This is a genomic window from Clostridium ljungdahlii DSM 13528 (assembly GCF_000143685.1).
In the GTDB taxonomy this organism is placed as follows: domain Bacteria; phylum Bacillota; class Clostridia; order Clostridiales; family Clostridiaceae; genus Clostridium_B; species Clostridium_B ljungdahlii.
On sequence record NC_014328.1, the window covers coordinates 1,379,135 to 1,401,047 of the forward strand.

24 protein-coding genes are annotated in these 21,913 nt (G+C 30.5%); 21 read left to right on the plus strand and 3 right to left on the minus strand.

Annotation, left to right across the window (positions count from 1 at the left end; translation table 11 throughout):
* Positions 1-4: 4 nt before the first annotated feature.
* From rpmF to CLJU_RS06355, 18 genes are all read left to right on the plus strand, one after another.
* Positions 5-190, plus strand: coding sequence for a 50S ribosomal protein L32 (rpmF, locus tag CLJU_RS06275; protein WP_013237945.1), 186 nt, complete (start codon positions 5-7; stop codon positions 188-190).
* Positions 191-302: 112 nt separating this feature from the next.
* Positions 303-1,316: a phosphate acyltransferase PlsX gene (gene plsX, locus CLJU_RS06280; protein ID WP_013237946.1), complete on the plus strand. Its 1,014-nt coding sequence runs from the start codon at positions 303-305 to the stop codon at positions 1,314-1,316.
* A 118-nt stretch (positions 1,317-1,434) separates the two neighbouring features.
* Positions 1,435-1,668, plus strand: coding sequence for an acyl carrier protein (gene acpP, locus CLJU_RS06285; protein ID WP_013237947.1), 234 nt, complete (start codon positions 1,435-1,437; stop codon positions 1,666-1,668).
* A gap of 274 nt (positions 1,669-1,942) precedes the next feature.
* Positions 1,943-2,650, plus strand: a complete 708-nt coding sequence (rnc, locus tag CLJU_RS06290; RefSeq protein ID WP_013237948.1) for a ribonuclease III — start codon at positions 1,943-1,945, stop codon at positions 2,648-2,650.
* 18 nt (positions 2,651-2,668) lie between these two features.
* Positions 2,669-3,736, plus strand: a complete 1,068-nt coding sequence (locus CLJU_RS06295) for an elongator complex protein 3 (protein WP_013237949.1) — start codon at positions 2,669-2,671, stop codon at positions 3,734-3,736.
* 25 nt (positions 3,737-3,761) lie between these two features.
* A complete protein-coding gene (locus CLJU_RS22000; RefSeq protein ID WP_023163115.1) occupies positions 3,762-3,857 on the plus strand; it encodes a hypothetical protein in 96 nt (31 codons plus the stop codon).
* 14 nt (positions 3,858-3,871) lie between these two features.
* A complete protein-coding gene (gene smc, locus CLJU_RS06300; RefSeq protein ID WP_013237950.1) occupies positions 3,872-7,435 on the plus strand; it encodes a chromosome segregation protein SMC in 3,564 nt (1,187 codons plus the stop codon).
* A 34-nt stretch (positions 7,436-7,469) separates the two neighbouring features.
* Positions 7,470-8,381, plus strand: a complete 912-nt coding sequence (gene ftsY, locus CLJU_RS06305) for a signal recognition particle-docking protein FtsY (protein WP_013237951.1) — start codon at positions 7,470-7,472, stop codon at positions 8,379-8,381.
* A 124-nt stretch (positions 8,382-8,505) separates the two neighbouring features.
* Positions 8,506-8,841: a putative DNA-binding protein gene (locus CLJU_RS06310; protein ID WP_013237952.1), complete on the plus strand. Its 336-nt coding sequence runs from the start codon at positions 8,506-8,508 to the stop codon at positions 8,839-8,841.
* Positions 8,842-8,857: 16 nt separating this feature from the next.
* Positions 8,858-10,207 (plus strand): signal recognition particle protein, encoded by a 1,350-nt coding sequence (gene ffh, locus CLJU_RS06315; protein WP_013237953.1) that lies wholly within the window; start codon positions 8,858-8,860, stop codon positions 10,205-10,207.
* A 59-nt stretch (positions 10,208-10,266) separates the two neighbouring features.
* A complete protein-coding gene (gene rpsP / locus CLJU_RS06320) occupies positions 10,267-10,524 on the plus strand; it encodes a 30S ribosomal protein S16 (RefSeq protein ID WP_013237954.1) in 258 nt (85 codons plus the stop codon).
* A gap of 18 nt (positions 10,525-10,542) precedes the next feature.
* Complete coding sequence (locus CLJU_RS06325; protein ID WP_013237955.1) at positions 10,543-10,770, plus strand: KH domain-containing protein; 228 nt, start codon at positions 10,543-10,545, stop codon at positions 10,768-10,770.
* A 124-nt stretch (positions 10,771-10,894) separates the two neighbouring features.
* Complete coding sequence (rimM, locus tag CLJU_RS06330) at positions 10,895-11,383, plus strand: ribosome maturation factor RimM (protein WP_013237956.1); 489 nt, start codon at positions 10,895-10,897, stop codon at positions 11,381-11,383.
* Positions 11,374-12,102 carry a tRNA (guanosine(37)-N1)-methyltransferase TrmD gene (trmD, locus tag CLJU_RS06335; protein WP_023163118.1) on the plus strand — a complete coding sequence of 243 codons (729 nt, stop codon included), beginning with the start codon at positions 11,374-11,376 and terminating at the stop codon, positions 12,100-12,102. Before rimM ends, trmD begins: the two co-directional genes overlap by 10 nt.
* A 132-nt stretch (positions 12,103-12,234) precedes the next feature.
* A complete protein-coding gene (gene rplS / locus CLJU_RS06340) occupies positions 12,235-12,582 on the plus strand; it encodes a 50S ribosomal protein L19 (RefSeq protein WP_013237958.1) in 348 nt (115 codons plus the stop codon).
* Positions 12,583-12,637: 55 nt separating this feature from the next.
* Positions 12,638-13,162, plus strand: coding sequence for a signal peptidase I (lepB, locus tag CLJU_RS06345; protein ID WP_013237959.1), 525 nt, complete (start codon positions 12,638-12,640; stop codon positions 13,160-13,162).
* Positions 13,163-13,177: 15 nt separating this feature from the next.
* Positions 13,178-14,032 carry a ribosome biogenesis GTPase YlqF gene (gene ylqF / locus CLJU_RS06350; protein WP_013237960.1) on the plus strand — a complete coding sequence of 285 codons (855 nt, stop codon included), beginning with the start codon at positions 13,178-13,180 and terminating at the stop codon, positions 14,030-14,032.
* Between the two features lie 30 nt (positions 14,033-14,062).
* Positions 14,063-14,920 carry a ribonuclease HII gene (locus CLJU_RS06355; RefSeq protein ID WP_013237961.1) on the plus strand — a complete coding sequence of 286 codons (858 nt, stop codon included), beginning with the start codon at positions 14,063-14,065 and terminating at the stop codon, positions 14,918-14,920.
* A 6-nt stretch (positions 14,921-14,926) separates the two neighbouring features.
* Here CLJU_RS06355 and CLJU_RS06360 read toward each other — a convergent pair whose 3' ends face one another.
* The 3 genes from CLJU_RS06360 to CLJU_RS06370 form a co-directional block, all read right to left on the minus strand.
* On the minus strand, positions 14,927-15,295 hold the full coding sequence (locus CLJU_RS06360) for a YraN family protein (protein ID WP_013237962.1): 369 nt from the start codon (positions 15,293-15,295) through the stop codon (positions 14,927-14,929).
* A gap of 35 nt (positions 15,296-15,330) precedes the next feature.
* Positions 15,331-15,531, minus strand: coding sequence for a hypothetical protein (locus tag CLJU_RS06365; RefSeq protein WP_023163122.1), 201 nt, complete (start codon positions 15,529-15,531; stop codon positions 15,331-15,333).
* 103 nt (positions 15,532-15,634) lie between these two features.
* On the minus strand, positions 15,635-17,152 hold the full coding sequence (locus CLJU_RS06370; RefSeq protein WP_013237963.1) for a YifB family Mg chelatase-like AAA ATPase: 1,518 nt from the start codon (positions 17,150-17,152) through the stop codon (positions 15,635-15,637).
* A gap of 170 nt (positions 17,153-17,322) precedes the next feature.
* Here CLJU_RS06370 and dprA point away from each other — a divergent pair, with 170 nt between their 5' ends.
* From dprA to codY, 3 genes are all read left to right on the plus strand, one after another.
* Positions 17,323-18,423: a DNA-processing protein DprA gene (gene dprA, locus CLJU_RS06375; RefSeq protein WP_013237964.1), complete on the plus strand. Its 1,101-nt coding sequence runs from the start codon at positions 17,323-17,325 to the stop codon at positions 18,421-18,423.
* Positions 18,424-18,535: 112 nt separating this feature from the next.
* On the plus strand, positions 18,536-20,644 hold the full coding sequence (gene topA, locus CLJU_RS06380; RefSeq protein ID WP_013237965.1) for a type I DNA topoisomerase: 2,109 nt from the start codon (positions 18,536-18,538) through the stop codon (positions 20,642-20,644).
* Positions 20,645-20,960: 316 nt separating this feature from the next.
* Positions 20,961-21,737, plus strand: coding sequence for a GTP-sensing pleiotropic transcriptional regulator CodY (gene codY, locus CLJU_RS06385; protein WP_013237966.1), 777 nt, complete (start codon positions 20,961-20,963; stop codon positions 21,735-21,737).
* The last annotated feature ends 176 nt before the right edge of the window (positions 21,738-21,913 follow it).

A 21,913-nucleotide genomic window follows, 5' to 3' on the forward strand; every position in this document is an offset into this window, starting at 1 on the left:
TACTGTGGGAAATCCAGCCAGCAGAATATCAAAAGCAAAAAGAGACTCAAGAAGAGCACAGACTTTTAAATTAGGTTTACCAGGTTTAGTTGAGTGTCCTCAGTGCCATGAAATGAAACTTGCACATAGAGTTTGTAAGAATTGTGGATATTATAAAGGTAAGGAAATCATTTCAACTGAAAATAAATAAAAGAAAGTCATTTGACTTTCTTTTTTTGTTCATGGGGTCTATAAAAGTTAGATCATATTAAGTAACAAAATTAGGTAACAAAGGTCCAGATTATAGGATAGGATGTGAAAATATGATAATTGCTGTGGATGGTATGGGAGGAGATTTTGCACCTTGTGCTGTAGTGGAAGGTGTGGTAGAAGCAGTTAAAAAGCAAAACGTAAATATAATAATAACCGGCCAAAAAGAGCAAATTGAAAATGAATTAGCTAAATATAATTATCCTAAGGACAAAATAGATATTTTAAGCACTAAAGAGGTTATAACTACAGGTGAATCCCCAGTTATGGCTTTAAGAAAAAAAAAGGACTCTAGCTTAGTTAAAGCACTTAATCTTGTAAAAGAAGGTAAAGCAGATGCTGTTATATCAGCAGGAAGCACAGGGGCGTTTATGGCAGGTTCCACTTTAATCGTAGGGCGAATTAGAGGGGTAGACAGAGTAGCATTAGCTCCTATAATGCCGGGAAAAAACGGAAATTTTATGGTAATAGATGCAGGAGCAAATGTTGACTGTAAGCCTCAGTATTTGCAGCAATTTTCTCTTATGGGCAAGATATATTTTGAGAGCATACTAAAGGTAAATAACCCATCTATAGGCCTTATAAATATAGGTGAAGAAGAAGAAAAGGGAAATGAACTGGCTAAAAGTGCATATAAACTTTTGAAAAGCATGGATTTTAACTTTGTAGGAAATGTAGAACCAAGAGATGTTACTAATGGAGATGTGAACGTATTAGTTTGTGATGGAGTAGTAGGAAACACAGTTTTAAAGATGTATGAAGGTGTAGCGTTAAATTTATTTTCCATGTTAAGAGAAGAGGTTATGAAATCCTTTAGCAGTAAGCTAGCAGCTTTTATTTTAAAACCTGCTTTTAAAAGTTTAAAAGGTAAATTAGATTATACAGAATATGGTGGCTCTCCTTTTTTAGGATGTAAGGGTATATGTGTAAAGGCTCATGGAAGTTCTAATGGAAAAGCTTTTAAAAATGCAGTAATGCAAGCTATAAGCTGTTATGAAAATAATGTTGTTGGTAAAATAAAATCTGAAATAGAAAAAATACATAATGTAGAAAGTAATAATATATAAAGTATATAATATAAATGTATTGATATAATATAAGTTAGTATAATAAATATATTTATTATTGACGGTATATAACTTATGTAATATTATTTATGTATGAAAAATTTTTGGAGGCGAAATTATGATTTTTGAAAAAATACAAAAAATAATATCTGAACAACTTGGAATTGGCTCTGATGAAATAAAAATGGAATCATCTTTTATTGACGATTTAGGTGCAGATTCCCTTGATATCGTTGAGTTAATAATGGCTCTTGAAACAGAGTTTGATATTGAAATACCAGACGAAGAAGCTGAAAAGGTAAAAACAGTGGGAGATGTAGTTGAGTACATAAAAGCTCATACTGAAGAATAAACAGAGTTCTTGGCATCAGGTGGAGTTTTTAACTCCACCTGATGCTTAGAAATCGTTATCCAGGGACATAGCTGCTCTTTACTCACACTTGGATAAGTGGGAGTATTAGAGCAGGTAGTTACCGGATAAACAGAGTATATGCTTAAAAGTCCCGTTAAATCGGGACTTTTAATTTAAATCTTTGATTACAGTAATGAATTTATTCTTGAGTTTGTTTTTTATATAGTTGGTCTATGGCAAACTGAAGAATAAACTTCAAAAGGAGAATTAGAAAATGGAAGAGATAGGCTTTATTGAATTACTAGAAAAGAAGTTCAATATGAGTTTTAGTAACAAGGAAATCATAGAAGTAGCTTTAACTCATAGTTCATATGCTAATGGTAGAAAAAATATAAAATTCAATGAAAGATTAGAATTTTTAGGAGATTCTGTATTGCAGCTTTGTATATCAGAATACTTATTTTTAAAATATAAAAGTAAACCTGAAGGAGAGCTTACAAAAAAAAGGTCTCTTATAGTTTGTGAAAATTCCCTTTATCATGTAGCTAAAAAATGGAATCTTGGTAAATACATAAAAATGAGTAAGGGAGAAGAAATTACAGGAGGAAGAGAAAGAACTTCCATATTGGCAGATTGTGTTGAAGCGATTATTGCTGCAATTTATTTAAATTTTGGATATGAGAATACAGGAAAATTTATAATTGAAAATTTTCAAGATATTATAGAAAATGCTATTAAAAATAGAATAATAATGGATTATAAAACTAAGCTTCAAGAAACTTTACAAAAAGACGGAGATGTATCTATAGAATATAACCTCGTAAAATATGAAGGACCTCCTCATAGAAGAAAGTTTTATACTGAAGTGTGTACAGAAAAAAATGTTTTGGGCAGCGGCGTAGGATACAGCAAAAAGGAGTCAGAGCAGAATGCAGCTCAGGATGCTTTGATGAAATTAAATGTAAAAGTAAGTATGCTTTAGGAATGAGGATAAGTCAAAATGAAACATTATATAATACCTATATTTGTACCTAATGAAGGATGCCCCCATAACTGTGTATTTTGTGATCAGACTGCAATTACAGGAAATGAGGAAAAAGTTGATGCCTGTTTTACTAGAAATACTATAAATCAGTATTTAAAAACTATAAAACGAGAAAATTCCGTAGTAGAAGTATCTTTTTTTGGAGGTACTTTTACTGCAATTCCGATGGAAAGGCAAAATGAACTTTTAAGTGTGGCTAAAGAGTATAAGGATAGAGGAGATATAGATCTTATACATATGTCAACAAGACCAGACTATATAGACAAAAGTATACTGGATAACTTAAAAAGCTATTCTGTAGACGTTATAGAACTTGGTGTACAGTCATTAAATGAAGAAGTACTTATAAAATCAGGAAGAGGACATTCCGCGGAAGATGTTGTTAAAGCATCTTCTCTTATAAAGGAGTATGGATTCACATTGGGACACCAGATTATGCTGGGGTTACCTTCAGATACTTTCGAAAAAGATATGGAAACTGTAAAAAGATCCGTACTTATGAATCCGGATATATACAGATTATACCCTGCTCTTGTAATAAAGGGAACTTTCATGGAGACCATGTACAAAAAAGGTGTATATAAACCTTATACATTAGATGAAGCAGTGGATATATGCAGAAATTTATATTACATTTTGCGAAAAAATAAAATAAACGTAATAAGAATGGGACTCCAACCTACAGAAGAAATAAATGTAGGTAAAGATGTAATAGCAGGTCCTTTCCATCCTGCCTTTAGGGAACTGGTAGAAGGAAATATTTACAATAATATGATAGAGGACAGTATATCAGAGTCTTATGAGGGAAATGTAGTTATAAAGATAAACAATAGGGATATTTCAAAGTTGTATGCAAATAAAAGAAAATATTTCAATGATATGAAAAAGAAATTTGGTAAATGTTTTGTAAAAGTTATTCAAGATCCTTCAATTAGTAGGGAAAACGTAGTTATAATTGAAGAGGGAGTAACTAAATTTGTATCTATAGATGAATATATAGCAGATAAATGTAAGGAAAGGTAGAGTTTTTTAAAGGAGTGTGTGTATTATGAAAAAGAATACTAGAGATAAGATGATGAAGGTAATGATAGTTTTTGTAGTGCTTATGTTTTTAGTTACGCTTCTTCCAATGCTTTTTAGATAAGGGGCTGCTTTTCGATGTTTTTAAAGAATATAGAGATAAGAGGATTCAAATCCTTTGCAGACAAGACGGAACTTATATTTAAAGGAGGAGTTACCTCTATAGTAGGGCCAAATGGAAGTGGAAAGAGCAATATTTCTGATGCAATTAAGTGGGTGTTAGGGGAACAAAGTGTCAAAAGCCTTAGAGGCGGAAAGATGGAAGATGTAATTTTTGCTGGTACTCAATATAGAAAACCAGTTGGATTATGTCAGGTTTCTCTTACCTTAAATAATGAGGATAAGAAACTCCCTATTGATTATTCTGATGTAACTGTTTCAAGAAGACTTTATAGGTCTGGAGAAAGTGAATACTATATAAATAATACTCAGTGTAGATTAAAAGATGTAAATGAACTATTTATGGATACAGGTATTGGAAGAGAAGGTTATTCAATAATAGGACAAGGTAAAATAGATGCTTTATTGAGTGGAAAACCTGAGGATAGAAGGAGTGTACTGGAAGAGGCTGCAGGCATTGTTAAATTTAAGTGGAGAAAAGAAGAAGCAGAAAAAAAACTATCAAATACTGATGCCAATTTGGTAAGAATAGAAGATATTTTAGAAACTCATACTGAAAGGTTAGAATCACTTAAAGAGGAAAATGACAAGGCTAATGAATTTTTGAAACTATCAAAGAATCTGAAGGAAAAGGAAATAAATTTATTAGTTCATTCTATGGAAAAAATAGAAAGTAAAATTGGAGAAAATCAAAAATCTACAGATTTTATGGATAAAGAAGTTAAAGAATTGAATTTGGAATTTGTGGATTTAAAATGTAAGATAACAAATGGAAATGAGCAAATTGAGGATTTTAACAATAAAAATTCTGACTGTAAAACAAATTACTATGGAGACCGAGAACGTGTTCAACAAACAGAGGGTGAAATAAAGCTTTTAAAACAAAGAATAGAAAATTTAAAGGAAACTATAGAAAAAAATTTTTTAGAGTTAAAACAAGTTGAAAAATCTAACAGAAAAAAGCTGCAGCAGGTGGAACTTCAAAAAGATGGCATTTCCAAGTTAAAAGCGGATAAGGATAAATTAGAGAATGATATATCTGAGTATAACGATAATATAGGAAATGTACAAAGAAATGCAGTAGAAAGAGAAGATTTATATAAGAAATTAAAGGATGATCAGATAGAATATTTAAGTAATATATCTAACTTAAAAAATGACATATCTTCTGCACAAAAGGAAATAGAAGATACGCTGGATAAAATTAATAATATGAAAAGCTCCTGTGAAAGCTATGTTCATTCTATAAAAATAAATGCTAGTACCAAAGATATGCTGGTTTCAAAAGTATCTAGTATAAAAAAACTAATATCGGAATATCAAGACAAGGTTAAAGAAAATAAAAGGAAAATTTCAAAATTTAATACTAATCTTGTTTTAGAAGAAAAAAATCTTAAAGAATTAAACAAAACTTATAACAAATTAGAGGCAAATTATGCTGTGCTTTTGAATTTACAGCAGCACTATGAAGGATATAATAGGTCCGTAAAATCACTTATGAAGGATATAAAAGATAAGGCAGTAAGAGTACCTGAAAACAGCTGTTTTTTGCTTGGAGAGGTTATAGAGTTACCTAAAGAGTATGAAACTTGTATAGAGGTTGCCCTTGGCAGTGCTATATCCAATATAATAACTGAAGACGAAATTACGGCCAAAGCTCTCATAAAGCATTTGAAGAATAAAAATATGGGAAGAGCTACTTTTTTGCCCCTTAATATAATAAAGGGAAAAAAGATTTCTAATAGTGAAAGGTTTAAGGGTATAAGTGGATATATAGGGATCGCTAGTGAGGTCATAAATTATAAAGATAAGTTTAAAAATGCACTTGAATATGTACTTGGAAGAACAGTTATATGTGAAGACATGGATAGTGCGCTTAAAATAGCTAAATTAAGTGGATATAGTTTTAGAATAGTTACTTTAGCTGGAGATGTAGTAAATTCAGGAGGATCCCTTACTGGTGGAAGTTTTCAAAAAAAGAGCAGCAATATAATAGGGCGAAAACGTGAAATAGAAGAAAGTGCAATTAAAATAAATAAAACAAGTGAATCTCTAAAAGATTTAAATGGAAAAGTACAAGAATATAAAAAATGTATAAAAGAATTGGATGAAGAAATTTTAGATTTAAAGGAAAAAGGTTATTCTGAAAATATAGAATTGACTAAGATTCAGGGGAAAATAAATAATATAGATAATGAAAGCTCTAAATTAATAGAAAATATGAAAATATCAAATAGAGAGATAGATATTTTGACTAAAAATAAAGAGCTGAAGGAAAAAAATCTGGAGGATAAAAAGAAAAAATTAGAAAATTCCTTGGGACAACAAAACAAAAATGACAGCTCTATTTTAAAAATAGAAAAGGAATTGGAAGAAAATAAAAGTAATATAGAAAAAATGAAGGAAAAACTTTTAGATTTCAAAGTAAAAAAGGCTCAATTAGATGAAAGTATCTTAAATAAAAACAGAGAACTTAAGAGATTGACAGATGAAATACAAGAATTAAGTGTGAAAAAATCCAGGATAATTGAGCAAAATAAAGATTGTGAAAATAATATACATAATCAAGAGTTGAAGGTAAATGAGAATAAAGAAAAAATACAAGTCTTAAAGAAAAGTATAGAAATTTTAAAAAATAATATAGAGGAAAATGATAAAGAACTTATAAAATTAAAGGATAGCGTAAAAAAATGTAATGAAAAGTTAGAAAGTTTAACTCTTTTAATAAATAAGAAAGAAGAAAAGCTTCATAAAGTGCAGGTAGTTTTAGCTAGGCTTAATTCAGAAAAAGAAAATATGTGTTTAAAACTAAAAAATGAAATTAAAATTACTTACGAAGAAGCCCTAAAATATAAAAAAGACATAGAAAATTTAGATAAATATAATTCAGATGTAGTAAATTTGAAAAATAGTATTTCTAAATTAGGAATAGTAAATTTGGGTGCTATACAGGAGTATAGCGATTTGAGAGAAAAGGTAACATTCTTAAGTACTCAAAGAGAAGATTTGGTAAAATCAAAAGAAGAGTTAAATAATGTAATAGATGCTATGACTGAAAAAATGAGAACCGTATTCAAAAAAAATTTTGATAGATTAAAAGAAAGTTTTAATGAAACGTTTAAAGAGTTGTTTAAAGGTGGAAGTGCAGATTTAATAATTACAGGTGGAGATGAACTTAGTGGGAATATAGATATAACAGTTCAGCCCCCAGGAAAAAGGCTTCAAAACATAAATCTAATGTCTGGAGGGGAAAAGGGGTTATCTGCTATAGCACTTTTATTTGCAATACTTAAGATAAAACCTACTCCTTTTTGTATATTGGATGAAATAGAAGCTGCCCTTGACGATGCAAATGTAGCACGATATGCAAGCTTCCTAAAGAAGTTTTCAAATGAGACTCAGTTTATTGTTATAACTCATAGAAGAGGAACTATGGAGGCAAGTGATGTGCTTTATGGAGTTACTATGCAGGAAAAAGGTGTTTCAAAAATTGTTTCTGTAAGTTTAAAAGATGAATATTAAATATACCTAAAAAAGATGAAAGGATGTGCCAAACATGCTAAAAGGATTTTTTGATAAATTAAAAAATGGACTTGAAAAAACCAAAAGTAATTTAACTGGAAAAATAAGCGACATGTTAACTAGTGCTGTTAGTATAGATGATGACTTGTATGAAGAATTGGAAGAGATACTTATAACAGCAGATATAGGTGTTGAAACAACTACTTATATTATAGATAAATTAAAAGAAAAGATAAAAGAACAAAAAATAAAGGACCCTTCTCTTATAAACCAGTGCTTAAAGGAAGTTATTATAGACATATTAGGGGATGAAAAAAATAGCATTGAACCTGAAAAAACTCCTGAAATAATCCTTGTAATAGGAGTAAATGGCGTGGGAAAAACTACTTCAATAGGGAAAATGTCTTCAAAACTTAAAGATAGTGGTAATAAAGTAATTATGGCAGCTGCAGATACTTTTAGGGCAGCAGCTATAGATCAATTAGAGGTGTGGAGCAGGAGAGCCGGCGTTGATATAATAAAACATCAGGAAGGTTCTGATCCTGCAGCAGTCATATTTGATGCCATTCAGGCAGCAAAAGCACGAAAAGCTGAAGTGCTCATATGTGATACTGCAGGTAGATTGCATAACAAGAAAAACTTAATGGACGAATTGAGTAAGATAAATAGAGTAATAGAGAGGGAATACAAAGAGGCATTTAAACAAACTTTACTTGTATTAGATGCAACTACGGGGCAAAATGCAGTACAGCAGGCAAAACAATTTACTGAAGTATGTCCTATAGATGGTATAATACTTACTAAGCTAGATGGTACTGCTAAGGGTGGAATTGTAATATCTATTAAACACAGTTTAGATATACCTGTAAAATTAATAGGAGTTGGAGAAGGTATAGATGATCTTCAGGAATTTTGTAGCAGAGATTTTGTAGAGGCATTATTTTAAAATCTGTTAAGTAAAAGTACTTGACACTATTCGAAAATTTTGATATCATATATTTCGTTGGATGAAGAGCTTTTAATTTAGGCAGTCTAGCTTCTAATAAATTAATTTAAGTTGAGATGGTATTATGGAAGAGAGAGTACAGCTTTCCATATTACTTGATATATATGGTAAGCTTTTAACTGAGAAACAGCAAGATGTGATGGACTTGTACTATAATGAAGATCTTTCTTTAGCAGAAATATCTGAACACACTAGTACTAGTAGGCAGGCAGTATATGACATAATAAGGAGATGCCACAAACTTTTATTGCAGTATGAAGAAAAGCTTCATTTGTTAGAAAAGAATGAAAAGCTGAAAAAAAGTAAGCAATCTCTTTTAAAATTTATAGATTCACTTTGCTGCAATGAAAATAAAGAAATACTTAGTAAAATAAAGAATTACATAATAGATAATATTTGAATTTAGGAGGATTATCATGGCTTTTGAAGGATTGGCATCTAAACTTCAGGAAACTTTAAAAAAGCTTAGAGGCAAAGGCAAACTTTCTGAAAAAGATATAAAAGATGCTATGAGAGAAGTGAAATTGGCACTTTTAGAGGCAGATGTTAATTACAAAGTTGTGAAAAATTTTATTAAAAGTGTCAGTGAAAAATGTATGGGAGAAGAAGTACTAAAAAGTTTGACTCCAGCACAGCAAGTTATAAAAATAGTAAATGAAGAACTTACGTTATTAATGGGTAAAAATGAGAGTGGAATTGAGTATAATTCCAATGGATTGACTGTAATAATGCTTGTCGGACTTCAAGGTGCAGGAAAAACTACCATGTGTGGTAAATTGGCGCTTCAACTTAGGAAAAAGAATAAGAAACCCCTTCTAGCAGCTTGTGATATATATAGACCTGCTGCAATAAAACAACTTCAAGTAGTTGGAAAAGAAATAGATGTTCCAGTATTTTCAATGGGAGATAAGGTAACAGCAGTAGATATATGTAAAGGGGCTTTAGAATATGCAAAAAACAACAATTTAAATGTAGTTATAATAGATACAGCAGGTAGACTTCAAATAGATGAAGAACTTATGGGTGAATTGAAGCAAATTAAGGAAAATATAAACCCTGATGAAATTATGCTTGTAGTAGATGCAATGACAGGTCAAGATGCAGTTAATGTGGCTTCCAGCTTTAACGAGCAGTTAAATATAAGTGGAGTCATACTTACAAAATTAGACGGAGATACAAGGGGTGGAGCAGCACTATCCATAAGAGCTATGACTGATAAACCTATAAAATTTGTAGGTATGGGAGAAAAAATGAATGACCTTCAAGTATTCTATCCAGATAGAATGGCCTCGAGAATACTTGGCATGGGGGATGTGCTTTCGCTTATAGAAAAAGCACAGCAGTCTATAGATAAAGAAGAAGCTGAGAAGTTAGGAAATAGAATGCTGAATAAGGAGTTTAACTTTGAAGATTTTTTGGCTATAATGCAGCAGACTAAAAAAATGGGACCTATAAGTAAGCTTATGGAGATGGTACCAGGAGTTAATATGAAGGAATTGAAGGGAGTAGATTTTTCCAAGGGAGAACAGGAACTTGCAAAAATCGAATGTATAATTAATTCCATGACAGTAAAGGAAAGAAGAAATCCTTCTATTATAAGTGGTTCGTCTTCAAGAAAAAAGAGAATAGCATTGGGTTCTGGTACTACTATACAGATGGTAAATAAACTTCTAAAGGATTTTGAAAAGATTAAGAAGACTATGAAACAGTTAAATGGAATGAAAAAAGGATTTAAGAAGGGATTATTTGGAAAAATGCCTTTTTAAAATAGAGATTTATTGATATGAAAGCCATATGCTTTAATATTTTAAGGAGGTGATTATTAATGGCTGTAAAGATAAGATTGAGAAGAATGGGTGCTAAAAAAGCTCCATTTTATAGAATAGTTGTGGCAGATTCTAGATGTCCAAGAGATGGAAGATTTATAGAAGAAATAGGATACTATAATCCTACAACTGATCCAACCACTGTTAAATTTGACGAAGAAAAAGCTGTCAAATGGATAAAAGATGGTGCTCAACCAACTGATGTTATAAAAAAGCTTTTTGATAAAGCTGGGCTAAAAGATAAGCTTGATAAGTAATAACTGGGGGTGTATTGAGTGAAAGAGTTAGTGGAAATTATTGCTAAGTCATTAGTGGATAACCCAGATATGGTTCAAGTAAATGAAATTGCAGGTGAGCAATCTATAATTCTTGAATTAAAAGTTGCACCAGATGATATGGGAAAGGTAATAGGAAAACAGGGAAGAATAGCCAAGGCTATAAGAACTGTTGTAAAAGCAGCGGCTATAAAAGAGAATAAAAGAGTTGTTGTAGAGATAATATAAGAGTTAGATATTCTAACTCTTATATTTATATATATAATTTTAAAATTAAGCGAAGGGAGTGAAATTATCCTCTTTTAGAAATTAAGCTTGAAACCTTAATTTTTGATATGCGGGATATTGTTCTATGAAAGATTTTATAACTGTAGGACAGATAATAAATACTCATGGAATAAAAGGAGAATTAAAGGTGTATCCTTTAACTGATGATATTGAAAGATTTAAAAAATTAAAATCTGCATATATAGATGGTACACTAAAAAATATAATAGAATGTAAACTCCAGTCAAAGAAGGTTATACTTAAAATTGAGGGTATAGATTCTATAGAAGAAGCTATGGCTTATAAACAAAAATATATAGAAATTCCACGAAATGATGCAGTTAAATTAGAAGAAGGAACATATTTTATTACAGATATAATAGGATGCAGTGTAGTGGATGAGGATGGAACTTTTTATGGCAAGGTTGGGGATGTAATTCATACCCATAATAATGATGTTTACTGGATAAAGGGAGAAAATGAGCTTTTAATTCCTGCTATAGAAAATGTTGTAGTCAGCATAGACGTAGAAAAAGAAGAGATAGTTATAAAGCCGGTGAAAACATGGATGTAAAAATAGATATATTGACACTTTTTCCTGAAATGTTTGACATATTTAATTATAGTATAATTGGAAGAGCAATTAACAAAGGTATTTTGCAAATAAATACTTTTGATATAAGAGAATTTACCATAGATAAGCATAGAAAAGTAGATGATTATCCCTATGGTGGAGGAGCAGGAATGGTGATGGCCGCCCAGCCAATTGTAGACTGTATAAGAAAAGTTAAATGTCAAAATAATGGAAAAGTGATTTATCTAGGCCCTCGAGGAAAAACTTTTAACCAGTCTATGGCTAAAGAATTTTCAAAAGAGAGGGAAATGATATTTTTATGTGGACATTATGAGGGAATAGATGAAAGAGTTTATAAATATATAGACACTGAAATATCTATAGGAGATTTCGTAATAACTGGGGGAGAAATGGCATGTATTCCAGTTGTAGATAGTATATGTAGAATGATTCCTGGTGTACTTGCCAAAAGCGAAAGCTATATGGAAGAATCTTTTTATAATGGATCACTAGAATATCCACAGTATACTAGACCGGAATGTTTTGAGGGAGATAACGTACCAGAGGTTCTTTTATCTGGTCACCATGAAAATATAAAAAAATGGAGACGAATGAAATCGCTTGTAATAACTAAAAGTAAGAGACCAGATTTATTTGAAAAACTTAAATTATCCACAGAAGACAAAAAACTCATTGACTTATATAAAAAGAACATATAATGTAAATTTTTAATTATATATTGAATTTGATATGTAAATATGCTAGAATGTATTTTGTGTGCTATACAGACGTTCCTCTATCTGCTATAAGCTGGGTAAGAACGTTGAATAATTATTAGGAGGTAATGCACAGTGTTAGAAATAATAAAACAAATAGAAAATGAACAGATAAGAACAGATCTTCCAAAATTCAATGTAGGTGATACAGTAAAAGTTCATGTAAAGATTAAAGAAGGAAATAGAGAAAGAATACAGGTTTTCGAAGGTGTAGTTTTAAAAAGACAAAACGGTGGAATAAGAGAAACCTTTACTGTTAGAAGAGTTGCTTATGGTGTTGGTGTTGAAAGAACTTTTCCAGTAAATGCTCCTATAATAGATAAAATAGATGTAATTAGAAGAGGTAAAGTTAGAAGAGCTAAATTATACTATTTAAGAGATAGAGTAGGTAAAGCAGCTAAAGTTAAAGAAATATTAAAATAAGAAAAGGGGGCTTTATAAAGTCCTTTTTTTATATTTAAGGTGGTGTAAAGTTTTTATGAAGGAATTGCTAGATTTAGGTAAATCCATACTGGTAGCTATAATAGCAGCATTTTTAATTATAACTTTTGTATTTGAAACTGTAAGTGTAGATGGGCATTCTATGGATCCAACTTTAAATAATAAGGATAGATTAATTGTAGAAAAAGTTAGCTATTATTTTAGGGCTCCAAAGCCTGGTGATATAGTTGTAATAAAGTACCCTGCAAATCCTAAAGAAAAGTTTATTAAAAGAGTAGTTGCAGTAGGTGGAGACAAAGTTAAGATTGAAAATGGAAAACTTTATGTAAATGATGTGGCTAAAAATGAACCTTATATATTAGAACCTATGGTTACAGGAGACTTTAATGAAGTTACTGTACCTAATAATACGGTATTCGTACTTGGAGATAATAGAAATAACAGCAGGGATAGTAGATTTTCTGATGTAGGATTTGTAAATTATAAACTGGTAGTGGGAAGAGCTGCTTTTAGGATATATCCATTTAGCAGATTTGGAACGTTGAAGTCGGCCCATAAGTAGAAAGGAAGAAATTATATGGATATAAATTGGTTTCCAGGGCATATGGCCAAGACAAAAAGAGAGATGAAACAAAATCTTAAGTTGGTAGATGCAGTTATAGAGATAAGGGATGCTAGGATAATAAGGTCCAGCAAAAATCCAGAGGTAGATGATATTTGTGGATCAAAACCTAGAATAATACTTCTAAATAAGAATGATCTAAGTGAGGATAGTGTAACCAAAAAATGGATTAAATATTTATCAAATAAAAACATCAAGGCTCTTGCTGTAAATTCAAATACAGGACAGGGTATTAAAAGTATAAAACCATTATTAGATGAGCTCTTAAAAGAAAAGCATGATAGAATGAACAATAAGGGCATTTTAGGTATAACTGATAGGGTAATGGTAGTAGGTATACCTAATGTAGGTAAATCTTCATTTATAAACAAAATGGCTAAAAACAGCATAGCAAAAACAGGAGATAAGCCGGGAGTCACAAGGAGCAAGCAGTGGATTAAAACTAAGCTTGGAATAGAACTAATGGACACACCTGGAATATTATGGCCTAAGCTGGAAAGCCAGGAAACTCAGCTACATTTAGCCTTTACGGGAGCTATAAAGGATGAAATCATGGATATTGAAGAGCTTGCATTAAGTCTTTTGAAGGACTTATGTGAAAGATATCCTAAAAGGCTAATGGACAGATATAAGTTATCTGAATTAAGTGAAGATCCTTTAGTAAATATGGATAATATAGCAAGAAAGAGAGGAGCTATAGTATCTGGAGGAAAGATAGATTACAATAGAGTTTCTGTTATAATTTTGGATGAATTTAGAGGAGGAAAGCTAGGACCTATTTCTCTTGAAGATCCATTAGATTTTAATTGAATTAAACTTCTGAAAGGTGTATTTTAAATAATGGAAGATAGCGAAAGTGTAGATTTTGATATAAATAAAGAAAATTTTTCGTGGAATGAACTAGAAAATTTTAAATTCGATAAAATAAAGTATGCAATAAAAAATTTAGAAGAAGGCTATTTTGACTTAAATGAGGATGAAATCAAAAAAGTTATAGGAAATTTAAAGTTAGACAAAAGAAAAAATGTAAGGTCGTTGTCTTCAAGTTTTTACAAATTCATTTTAAATAAAAATTCAGAGATTTCCAGAGTAAGAAAAATGTATGAATTTGATAAGTCTTTTGGAAATCATATATATACAGCTGGTGTAGATGAAGTTGGAAGGGGGCCTTTGGCAGGTCCAATAGCTGCTGGGGCAGTGATACTTAATTTGAATTATAATGAAGATAGAGAATTAATTTTAGGTATAAAGGATTCTAAAAAGCTTACGCCAAAACGTAGATGTGAGCTTGCAAAGGTTATAAAAGAAAGGGCGCTTGCTTATAATATTGCGGTTATAAACAATATTGAAATAGATAAGAGGGGAATATCCTGGTGTAATAATGAAGTACTAAAGAGAGCAGTAGAAGGTCTCAAATTACCTGTAACCATGGCATTATCTGATGGGTATGCAGTAAAAAACTTGTCCACTAATAATGAGTTTGTAATAAAAGGTGATACGAAGAGTGCTAGTATAGCTGCAGCTTCAATTATTGCGAAAGTATACAGGGATAGTCTCATGGAAGAATACTCTCATCTGTATACAAATTATAAGTTTGAACAAAATTCTGGATATGGAACTAAAGATCATATAGAATCTATAAAAAAATATGGAATTTGTAAAATACATAGAGTAAGTTTTTTAAAAAATATATTGTAGATAAGTTTATATTTCAAAGGCATCTTTAATTAGCTTTATAGATGAAATGCCGTCATGAGGCTTAACCATAACTTCTATTACATCAAACCTAAAATTGAATTTAAATAGCTTTTTTTTAGCTATATACATTTTAGCAGTATTACATATTCTTATACGTTTGGTGTAATTTACGGCTTCACCAGGACTGCCATATTGAGTATTACATCGTGTTTTCACTTCTATAAAGCAAATATAATTTCCGTCTTTTCCTATTATATCGATTTCCCCAAGTTTACAATGAAAATTTCTTTCTAGCAGAGTATATCCAATTTGCTTGAGATAAATTTCAGCTATATCCTCCCCTAGAGAACCTATATCTTTATTAAAAGAATGCATAAAAATCTCCTTTTATTTTTAAATTATGAATACGATTACCATAGACTAGATATACTTATTAAGCCTGTTTTTAAACTATGTACAACATCAGGTATATATATATTTATGAAAATCAATAAAAAGAATATAGAAAGTACGCTTCCAATACTTATGATATCAGAATTTTTGTTTTGTATTCCAGTAAAAAATAATATGAAACTGAAAAACATACCAAGTATAACAAGTAAAAAATACATACACATCACTCCTATTAAATTGATTTTATGTAAAAAAATAACTTAATTTTATTATACAATTTTTATAACTTAAAATAAAGCTCTTTGAGGAGTTTTATGGAAATTACAAAAATTTTTCATCTAAAAATTTTCTATAGTGAAGAGCTTCTGCTAGGTGGGATTCTTGTATTTTTTTGCTATTGTTTAAATCAGCTATAGTTCTAGCTACTTTTAATATTCTGCTATAAGCTCTGGTTGTTAAGTTGTACTTAATATAAATTGATTTTATAAGTAACAGACATCTTTCATCTAGATTGCAGTATTTTCTTATTAATTTGCTGCTCATTTCTGAATTGTAGTGTATTCCTTCATTTTTAAATCTTTGTTTTTGAATTCTTCTTGCCTTTTCTACTCGGCTTTTTATATTTTTAGAAGGTTCACCTCTGGAGCAATTTTCAATATCTTTGAAGTCTAGAGAATTTACGAAAGTAAATAAATCTATCCTATCTAGAATAGGTCCGGATAGTTTTGATATATATCTTTTCCTTTGAAAATCAGTACAATTACACTCCTTTTTAGAGGCAAAATTTCCACAGGGACATGGATTAGTGGCTAATACAGTCATAAAATTACAGGGAAAGGTTACCCTACCATATGCTCTATTTATAGTTATCTTTTTTTCTTCTAAAGGTTGCCTTAAAGTTTCAAGGACATTTTTCTTAAATTCTAAAATTTCATCTAAAAAAAGTACTCCATTATGAGCTAGGGATATTTCACCAGGCATTAAATTTTTTCCACCTCCTATTAGAGAAGCAGTTGTACTTGTATGGTGTGGATTTCTAAAGGGAGGTCTTGTTATTAGACCTTCATTTTTGTTTAAACTTCCAGTTACACTGTATATTTTAGTTACTTCTAGAGCATCCTCATAACTCAAATTTGGTAGGATAGTTGGAATCCTCTTTGCCATCATAGTCTTACCAGATCCGGGAGGACCTATCATAAGTATATTATGATTTCCTGCAGCAGCAACTTCTAAAGCCCTTTTACAGCTTTCTTGTCCTAATATATCTGAAAAATCTAATGCATTTTTACTTTCAACATTTATTGTTTTATGATTAAATGGTACCAAATCTCTATATTTTATAAAATACACAACTTCCTTTAAATTATTGAATGCATAGCAATTAATTTTATTTATGGCAGAGCATTCTTCTGCATTTCCTATAGGAACTATAAAATTCTTAATATTGTTTTTCATACCTTCTATTGTTATAGGAAGAACACCTCTTACCTTGTTAAGTTCTCCAGATAAAGACAATTCACCCATGATTAAAAAGTTTCTACAATCAGCAAAGTTTATTTGATTTGTAGCCATTAATATACCAAGGGCTATAGGTAAGTCAAATAAAGATCCAACTTTTCGCATATCAGCAGGAGCTAAGTTTACTATTATTTTTTTTACAGGAAATTCAAAACCTGAATTTATGATAGAAGCTTTAACTCTCTCTTTAGATTCTTTTACAGAAGTATCCGCAAGACCTACTATATTAAAGCAGGGAAGCCCTCTTTCTATATCTACTTCTACGGATACTATATTTCCTTCTACACCTAAAAATGAAGCTGTATTTAGTTTAACTGCCATAATTATTATCACCTCTACTTAATTCTTGACAATAAATTTGCATTTTAAACTTTTAAATATAGGTGGGAATAAATCAAATTATGAAGCTAATACTAATTTTGATTTGAATAAAATGTATGGATTATGAGCATAATTTTTACATAATTATAGATATGGGATGTGAATAATATATGAATATATATGATTTGTGGTTTGCTTGTGTTAAAATATCAAATAAGTTGAAAATTTCTATCTTAAAAAAATTTAAAAGTACAAGGGAAATATATATTCACAGTATTTACAATGATGATTTTACACTTTTACGTAAAAGTTATCCTAAAATATACGATGAACTTAAAAAGGCTTGGAATAGTTATGAATTGGAGAATATGCTGCAATACTGCAGTACAAATGGAATTAATGCTATAAACTTTTGTGATAAAGTATATCCTGAGAGATTAAAAAATTATGAGGATTCTCCAGCAGTTTTATTTTATAAAGGAAATATAAAAAAACTCAATGATAATTTTAGTGTATCTATTGTAGGTGCTAGGGATTGTAGTTTGTATGGTAAAAATTTAGCTACATTAATAAGTAGGGAAGTTGCTGTAAATAATATAAATATAATAAGTGGTATGGCAAGAGGAGTTGATAGCTATGCACAGAATGCAGCCGTTGAAAAAAATGGATATACCTGTGCTGTGCTTGGATCAGGGGTAGATGTTATATATCCCAGACAAAATAGAAAGTTATATGAAAATATCTTGAAGGGAGGATGTGTGCTGTCAGAGTTTGTTCCTAAGACAAAACCTTATTATTATAATTTTCCACTTAGAAATAGAATTATAAGTGGATTGAGTGATGTGGTAATTGTAATTGAAGCAGGGGATAAAAGTGGAGCACTAATAACAGCAAGCTGTGCTTTGGAACAGGGTAAAGATGTTATGGCAGTACCAGGATCTATATTTTCTTCTAAGAGTAGGGGAACGAATAAACTTATAAAAGATGGAGCCTATGTATTTACATGTTTAGAGGACTTATTTGATATATTACCTGTAGAGTATATGAATAAGACTTGTGAAAAAAAGCATAAATTAAGCTGTAAAGAAGAAAAAATATGTAATGTAATAGGACATATTCCCATGCATATAGATGAAATAAGTAGAATAACTAATGTTGACATAAAACGATTATATGAGTTATTATTTGAATTGCAGTTAAAAGGTGAAATAATGTGTCTTGCAGGTAATTATTATGTAAAAGCTGAAGGCAGCGAGAGTATTACAAGATAGTACATATAATTTAATTAAAAATAATATTTAGTCAAGGGTTTAAATATGATGGCTAAAATCTAAGGGGGGTGTACACTCTGGAGTGAGCTTAAATATGCCAGAGTATATATAAATGGGACAAAAATTAGTTATAGTTGAATCACCAGCAAAGGCTAAAACCATAGGAAAATATTTAGGTAAAAATTATGTAGTCAAGGCTTCAATGGGCCATGTTAGGGATCTTCCCAAAAGTCAACTGGGAGTTGATATAGATAATGAATATACTCCTAAATATATAACTATAAGAGGAAAAGGTGAGCTTTTAGATAAGCTGAGAAAAGAAGCAAAGAAAAGTGAAAAAGTCTATTTGGCTACTGACCCTGATAGAGAAGGGGAAGCTATTTCCTGGCATCTATCTCATGCGTTAAAATTAGATGAAAATGAAAAGTGTAGAATAGAATTTCACGAAATTACAAAAAATGCTGTAAAAAGTTCAATAAAATCTGCTAGATTAATAAATATAAATTTAGTTAATGCACAGCAGGCTAGGAGAGTACTTGACAGGCTAGTTGGATACAAGATAAGCCCTATACTTTGGAGAAAAATTAAATGGGGTCTAAGTGCAGGAAGAGTACAATCAGTAGCTCTCAAAATGATATGTGAGAGAGAAAAGAAAATAGTAGATTTTGTGCCACAGGAATACTGGACTATAGAATGTGAACTTCATAAAGAAAATGAGAGTAAATGTTTTAATGTAAAGCTTACTACATTTAATAAGAAAAAAATTGAAATTGGTAGTAAAGATGAAGTAGATAAAATTATAGAAGAGTTAAAACAAGGACAATTTATTGTAAAATCAATAAAAAATACTAATAAAAATAGGACTCCTCTTCCTCCATTTACTACAAGTACATTACAGCAAGATGCCTACAAAAAATTAAATTTTTCTACTAAACGAACTATGTCCATAGCCCAACAGATATATGAAGGAGTGGACATAAAAGGGTATGGAACTATAGGTCTTATCACATATATGAGAACTGATTCAGTTAGAATAGCACAAGAGGCTCAGGAAGCTTGTAGAGATTTTGTAGCAAATAAATTTGGAAAGGAGTATATTGAAGAAAAGCCTAGAAACTTTAAAAGTAAAAAAAATATACAGGATGCGCATGAAGCTATAAGACCTACTAATGTAGAAATAACACCTGAAATAGCAAAGGAAAATTTAAAACCAGAACAGTATAAACTTTATAATTTAATATGGAATAGATTTGTAGCAAGTCAAATGTCATCCTGCCAGATCGATGTTAAATCCATAGATATAGTGAATAGCAATTATGGATTAAAAGTCAGTGGATCACGAATAAAATTTGACGGATTTATGAAAGTATACAAATATGCCACAGAAGAAGAAAAATCCGATATATCCCTCCCTAAGCTTGAAGAAGGAGAGAAATTATTAAGAAAGTCTATAGATGGAAAGCAGCATTTTACACAACCTCCAGCTAGATTTTCTGAGGCATCTCTTGTAAAAACCTTAGAAGAAAATGGAATAGGTAGGCCTAGCACTTATGCTCCAATTTTATCAACTCTTTTGGATAGAAAATATATACAGAGGGAAAAGAAAACTTTAATTCCAACTGAACTAGGAGATATAGTTAATAATATAGTAAGTCAGTATTTTAAGCAGGTAGTAGATGTGGAATTTACTGCTGCAATGGAGTCCAAGTTAGATAGTGTTGAAGATGGAAAAGATGATTGGAGAAAAGTAGTAGGTGAATTTTATGAGCCTTTAAAAAAATCCATTGAAATAGCAGAAAAGGAAGTTGCTAGAATTACTATAGAAGATAAGGTTACAGATATAAAGTGCGATAAATGTGGTAGAAATATGGTTATAAAGCATGGAAGATTTGGAGATTTTCTAGCATGCCCAGGATATCCGGAATGTAAGAATACAAAACCAATAGTGGAAGAGTTGGATGTAAAATGTCCTAAATGTCAGGGAAAAGTTTTGATAAAAAGAAGTAGAAAAGGCAGAAAGTTTTATGGGTGCAGTAATTACCCTGACTGTGATTTTGTAAGTTGGTTTGAACCTACAAATGAAAAGTGTAAGGAATGTGGAAATTATATGGTGAAAAAATATAATAAATCCAAAGGAAATTATTTGGAATGTTCTAATTCAGAATGTAAACACAGGGAATATAAAGCTGTGGAAGATGGAGATGAAAAAACAGCTAAGTAAAAGTTATATATTTTACATTTTAATAAACATTTAAAATAAAAACTAGTTAAAAGTATAATTTTCGAGTGTAAATAAAGGTAAAATCTAGTCGAATTAAAATGATTATATTGAATTAAAATCATTATTATGTTATCATAATTAATGAATAAAGAATAATTCTAAATATTTCAAAAAGTCTAAATTATTAATAATGTAATTAAAGAAAATTTTTTATGCGGATATTTGCAAAAGATATATCTTTTTTATTAATAGGTAGAAATGTATATGCAATGTTTATGTGTAAGAGATAATGCAGTGGTAACAAGGAGGGTTATAAATGTCAACACTATTAGACAAAACAAGAAAATTGAACAAGATATTACAGAAGTCAGGAACAGAACCAGTAGCTTTTGAAGATATATGTAAATTGTTAAGTGAAGTTTTGGAATGTAACGTTTATATTATAAGTAGAAGAGGGAAAATATTAGGATATAATTTTCCAGATGGTTTTGAATGTTATATGCTTAAGGAGAAAGTAATAAATGAAATGAAATTCCCTGAGCAGTATAATAATAAGCTTTTAAATGTACATGAGACTTTGGCCAATTTAAGTAATAATGGAATTTGTGTTTTTGAAGATGGAACTCCCTGTGATATAGATAATAAGCTTACAACTATAGTTCCTATAGTAGGTAATAGAGAAAGATTAGGAACCTTATTATTAGCAAGTTTTGGAGAAAAATTTACTGATGAAGATCTAGTATTAGGGGAATATAGTGCAACTATAATTGGACTTGAGATATTAAGATCTAAAAATGAAGAAATAGAAGAGGAAGCTAGAAAGAAAGCAGTAGTTCAATTAGCTATTGGGACTTTGTCGTACTCAGAATTGGAAGCAGTGGAACATATATTCAGTGAGTTGGATGGAAATGAAGGATTACTTGTAGCATCAAAAATAGCTGATAAGGTTGGAATAACCAGGTCTGTTATTGTAAATGCACTTAGAAAATTTGAAAGTGCAGGAGTTATAGAATCTAGGTCACTTGGAATGAAGGGGACTCATATTAAGATATTAAATGAAAAATTAATGGATGAGTTGAAGAAGATAAAGTGATTCTTAGGTTCAGGTGGAGTTTGCTTATAAGGAATACTTTTTCTCTACTGAACCTTATTAACAATATTCTTAGTGTCTTTAGCACTTAGAATACGTTATCCTTTAGGGGAAGAACTTATCCAGGCACGTAACAGTGCTTATCGCCCACTTTGAAGAAAATGGTGGTTAGCAATGGT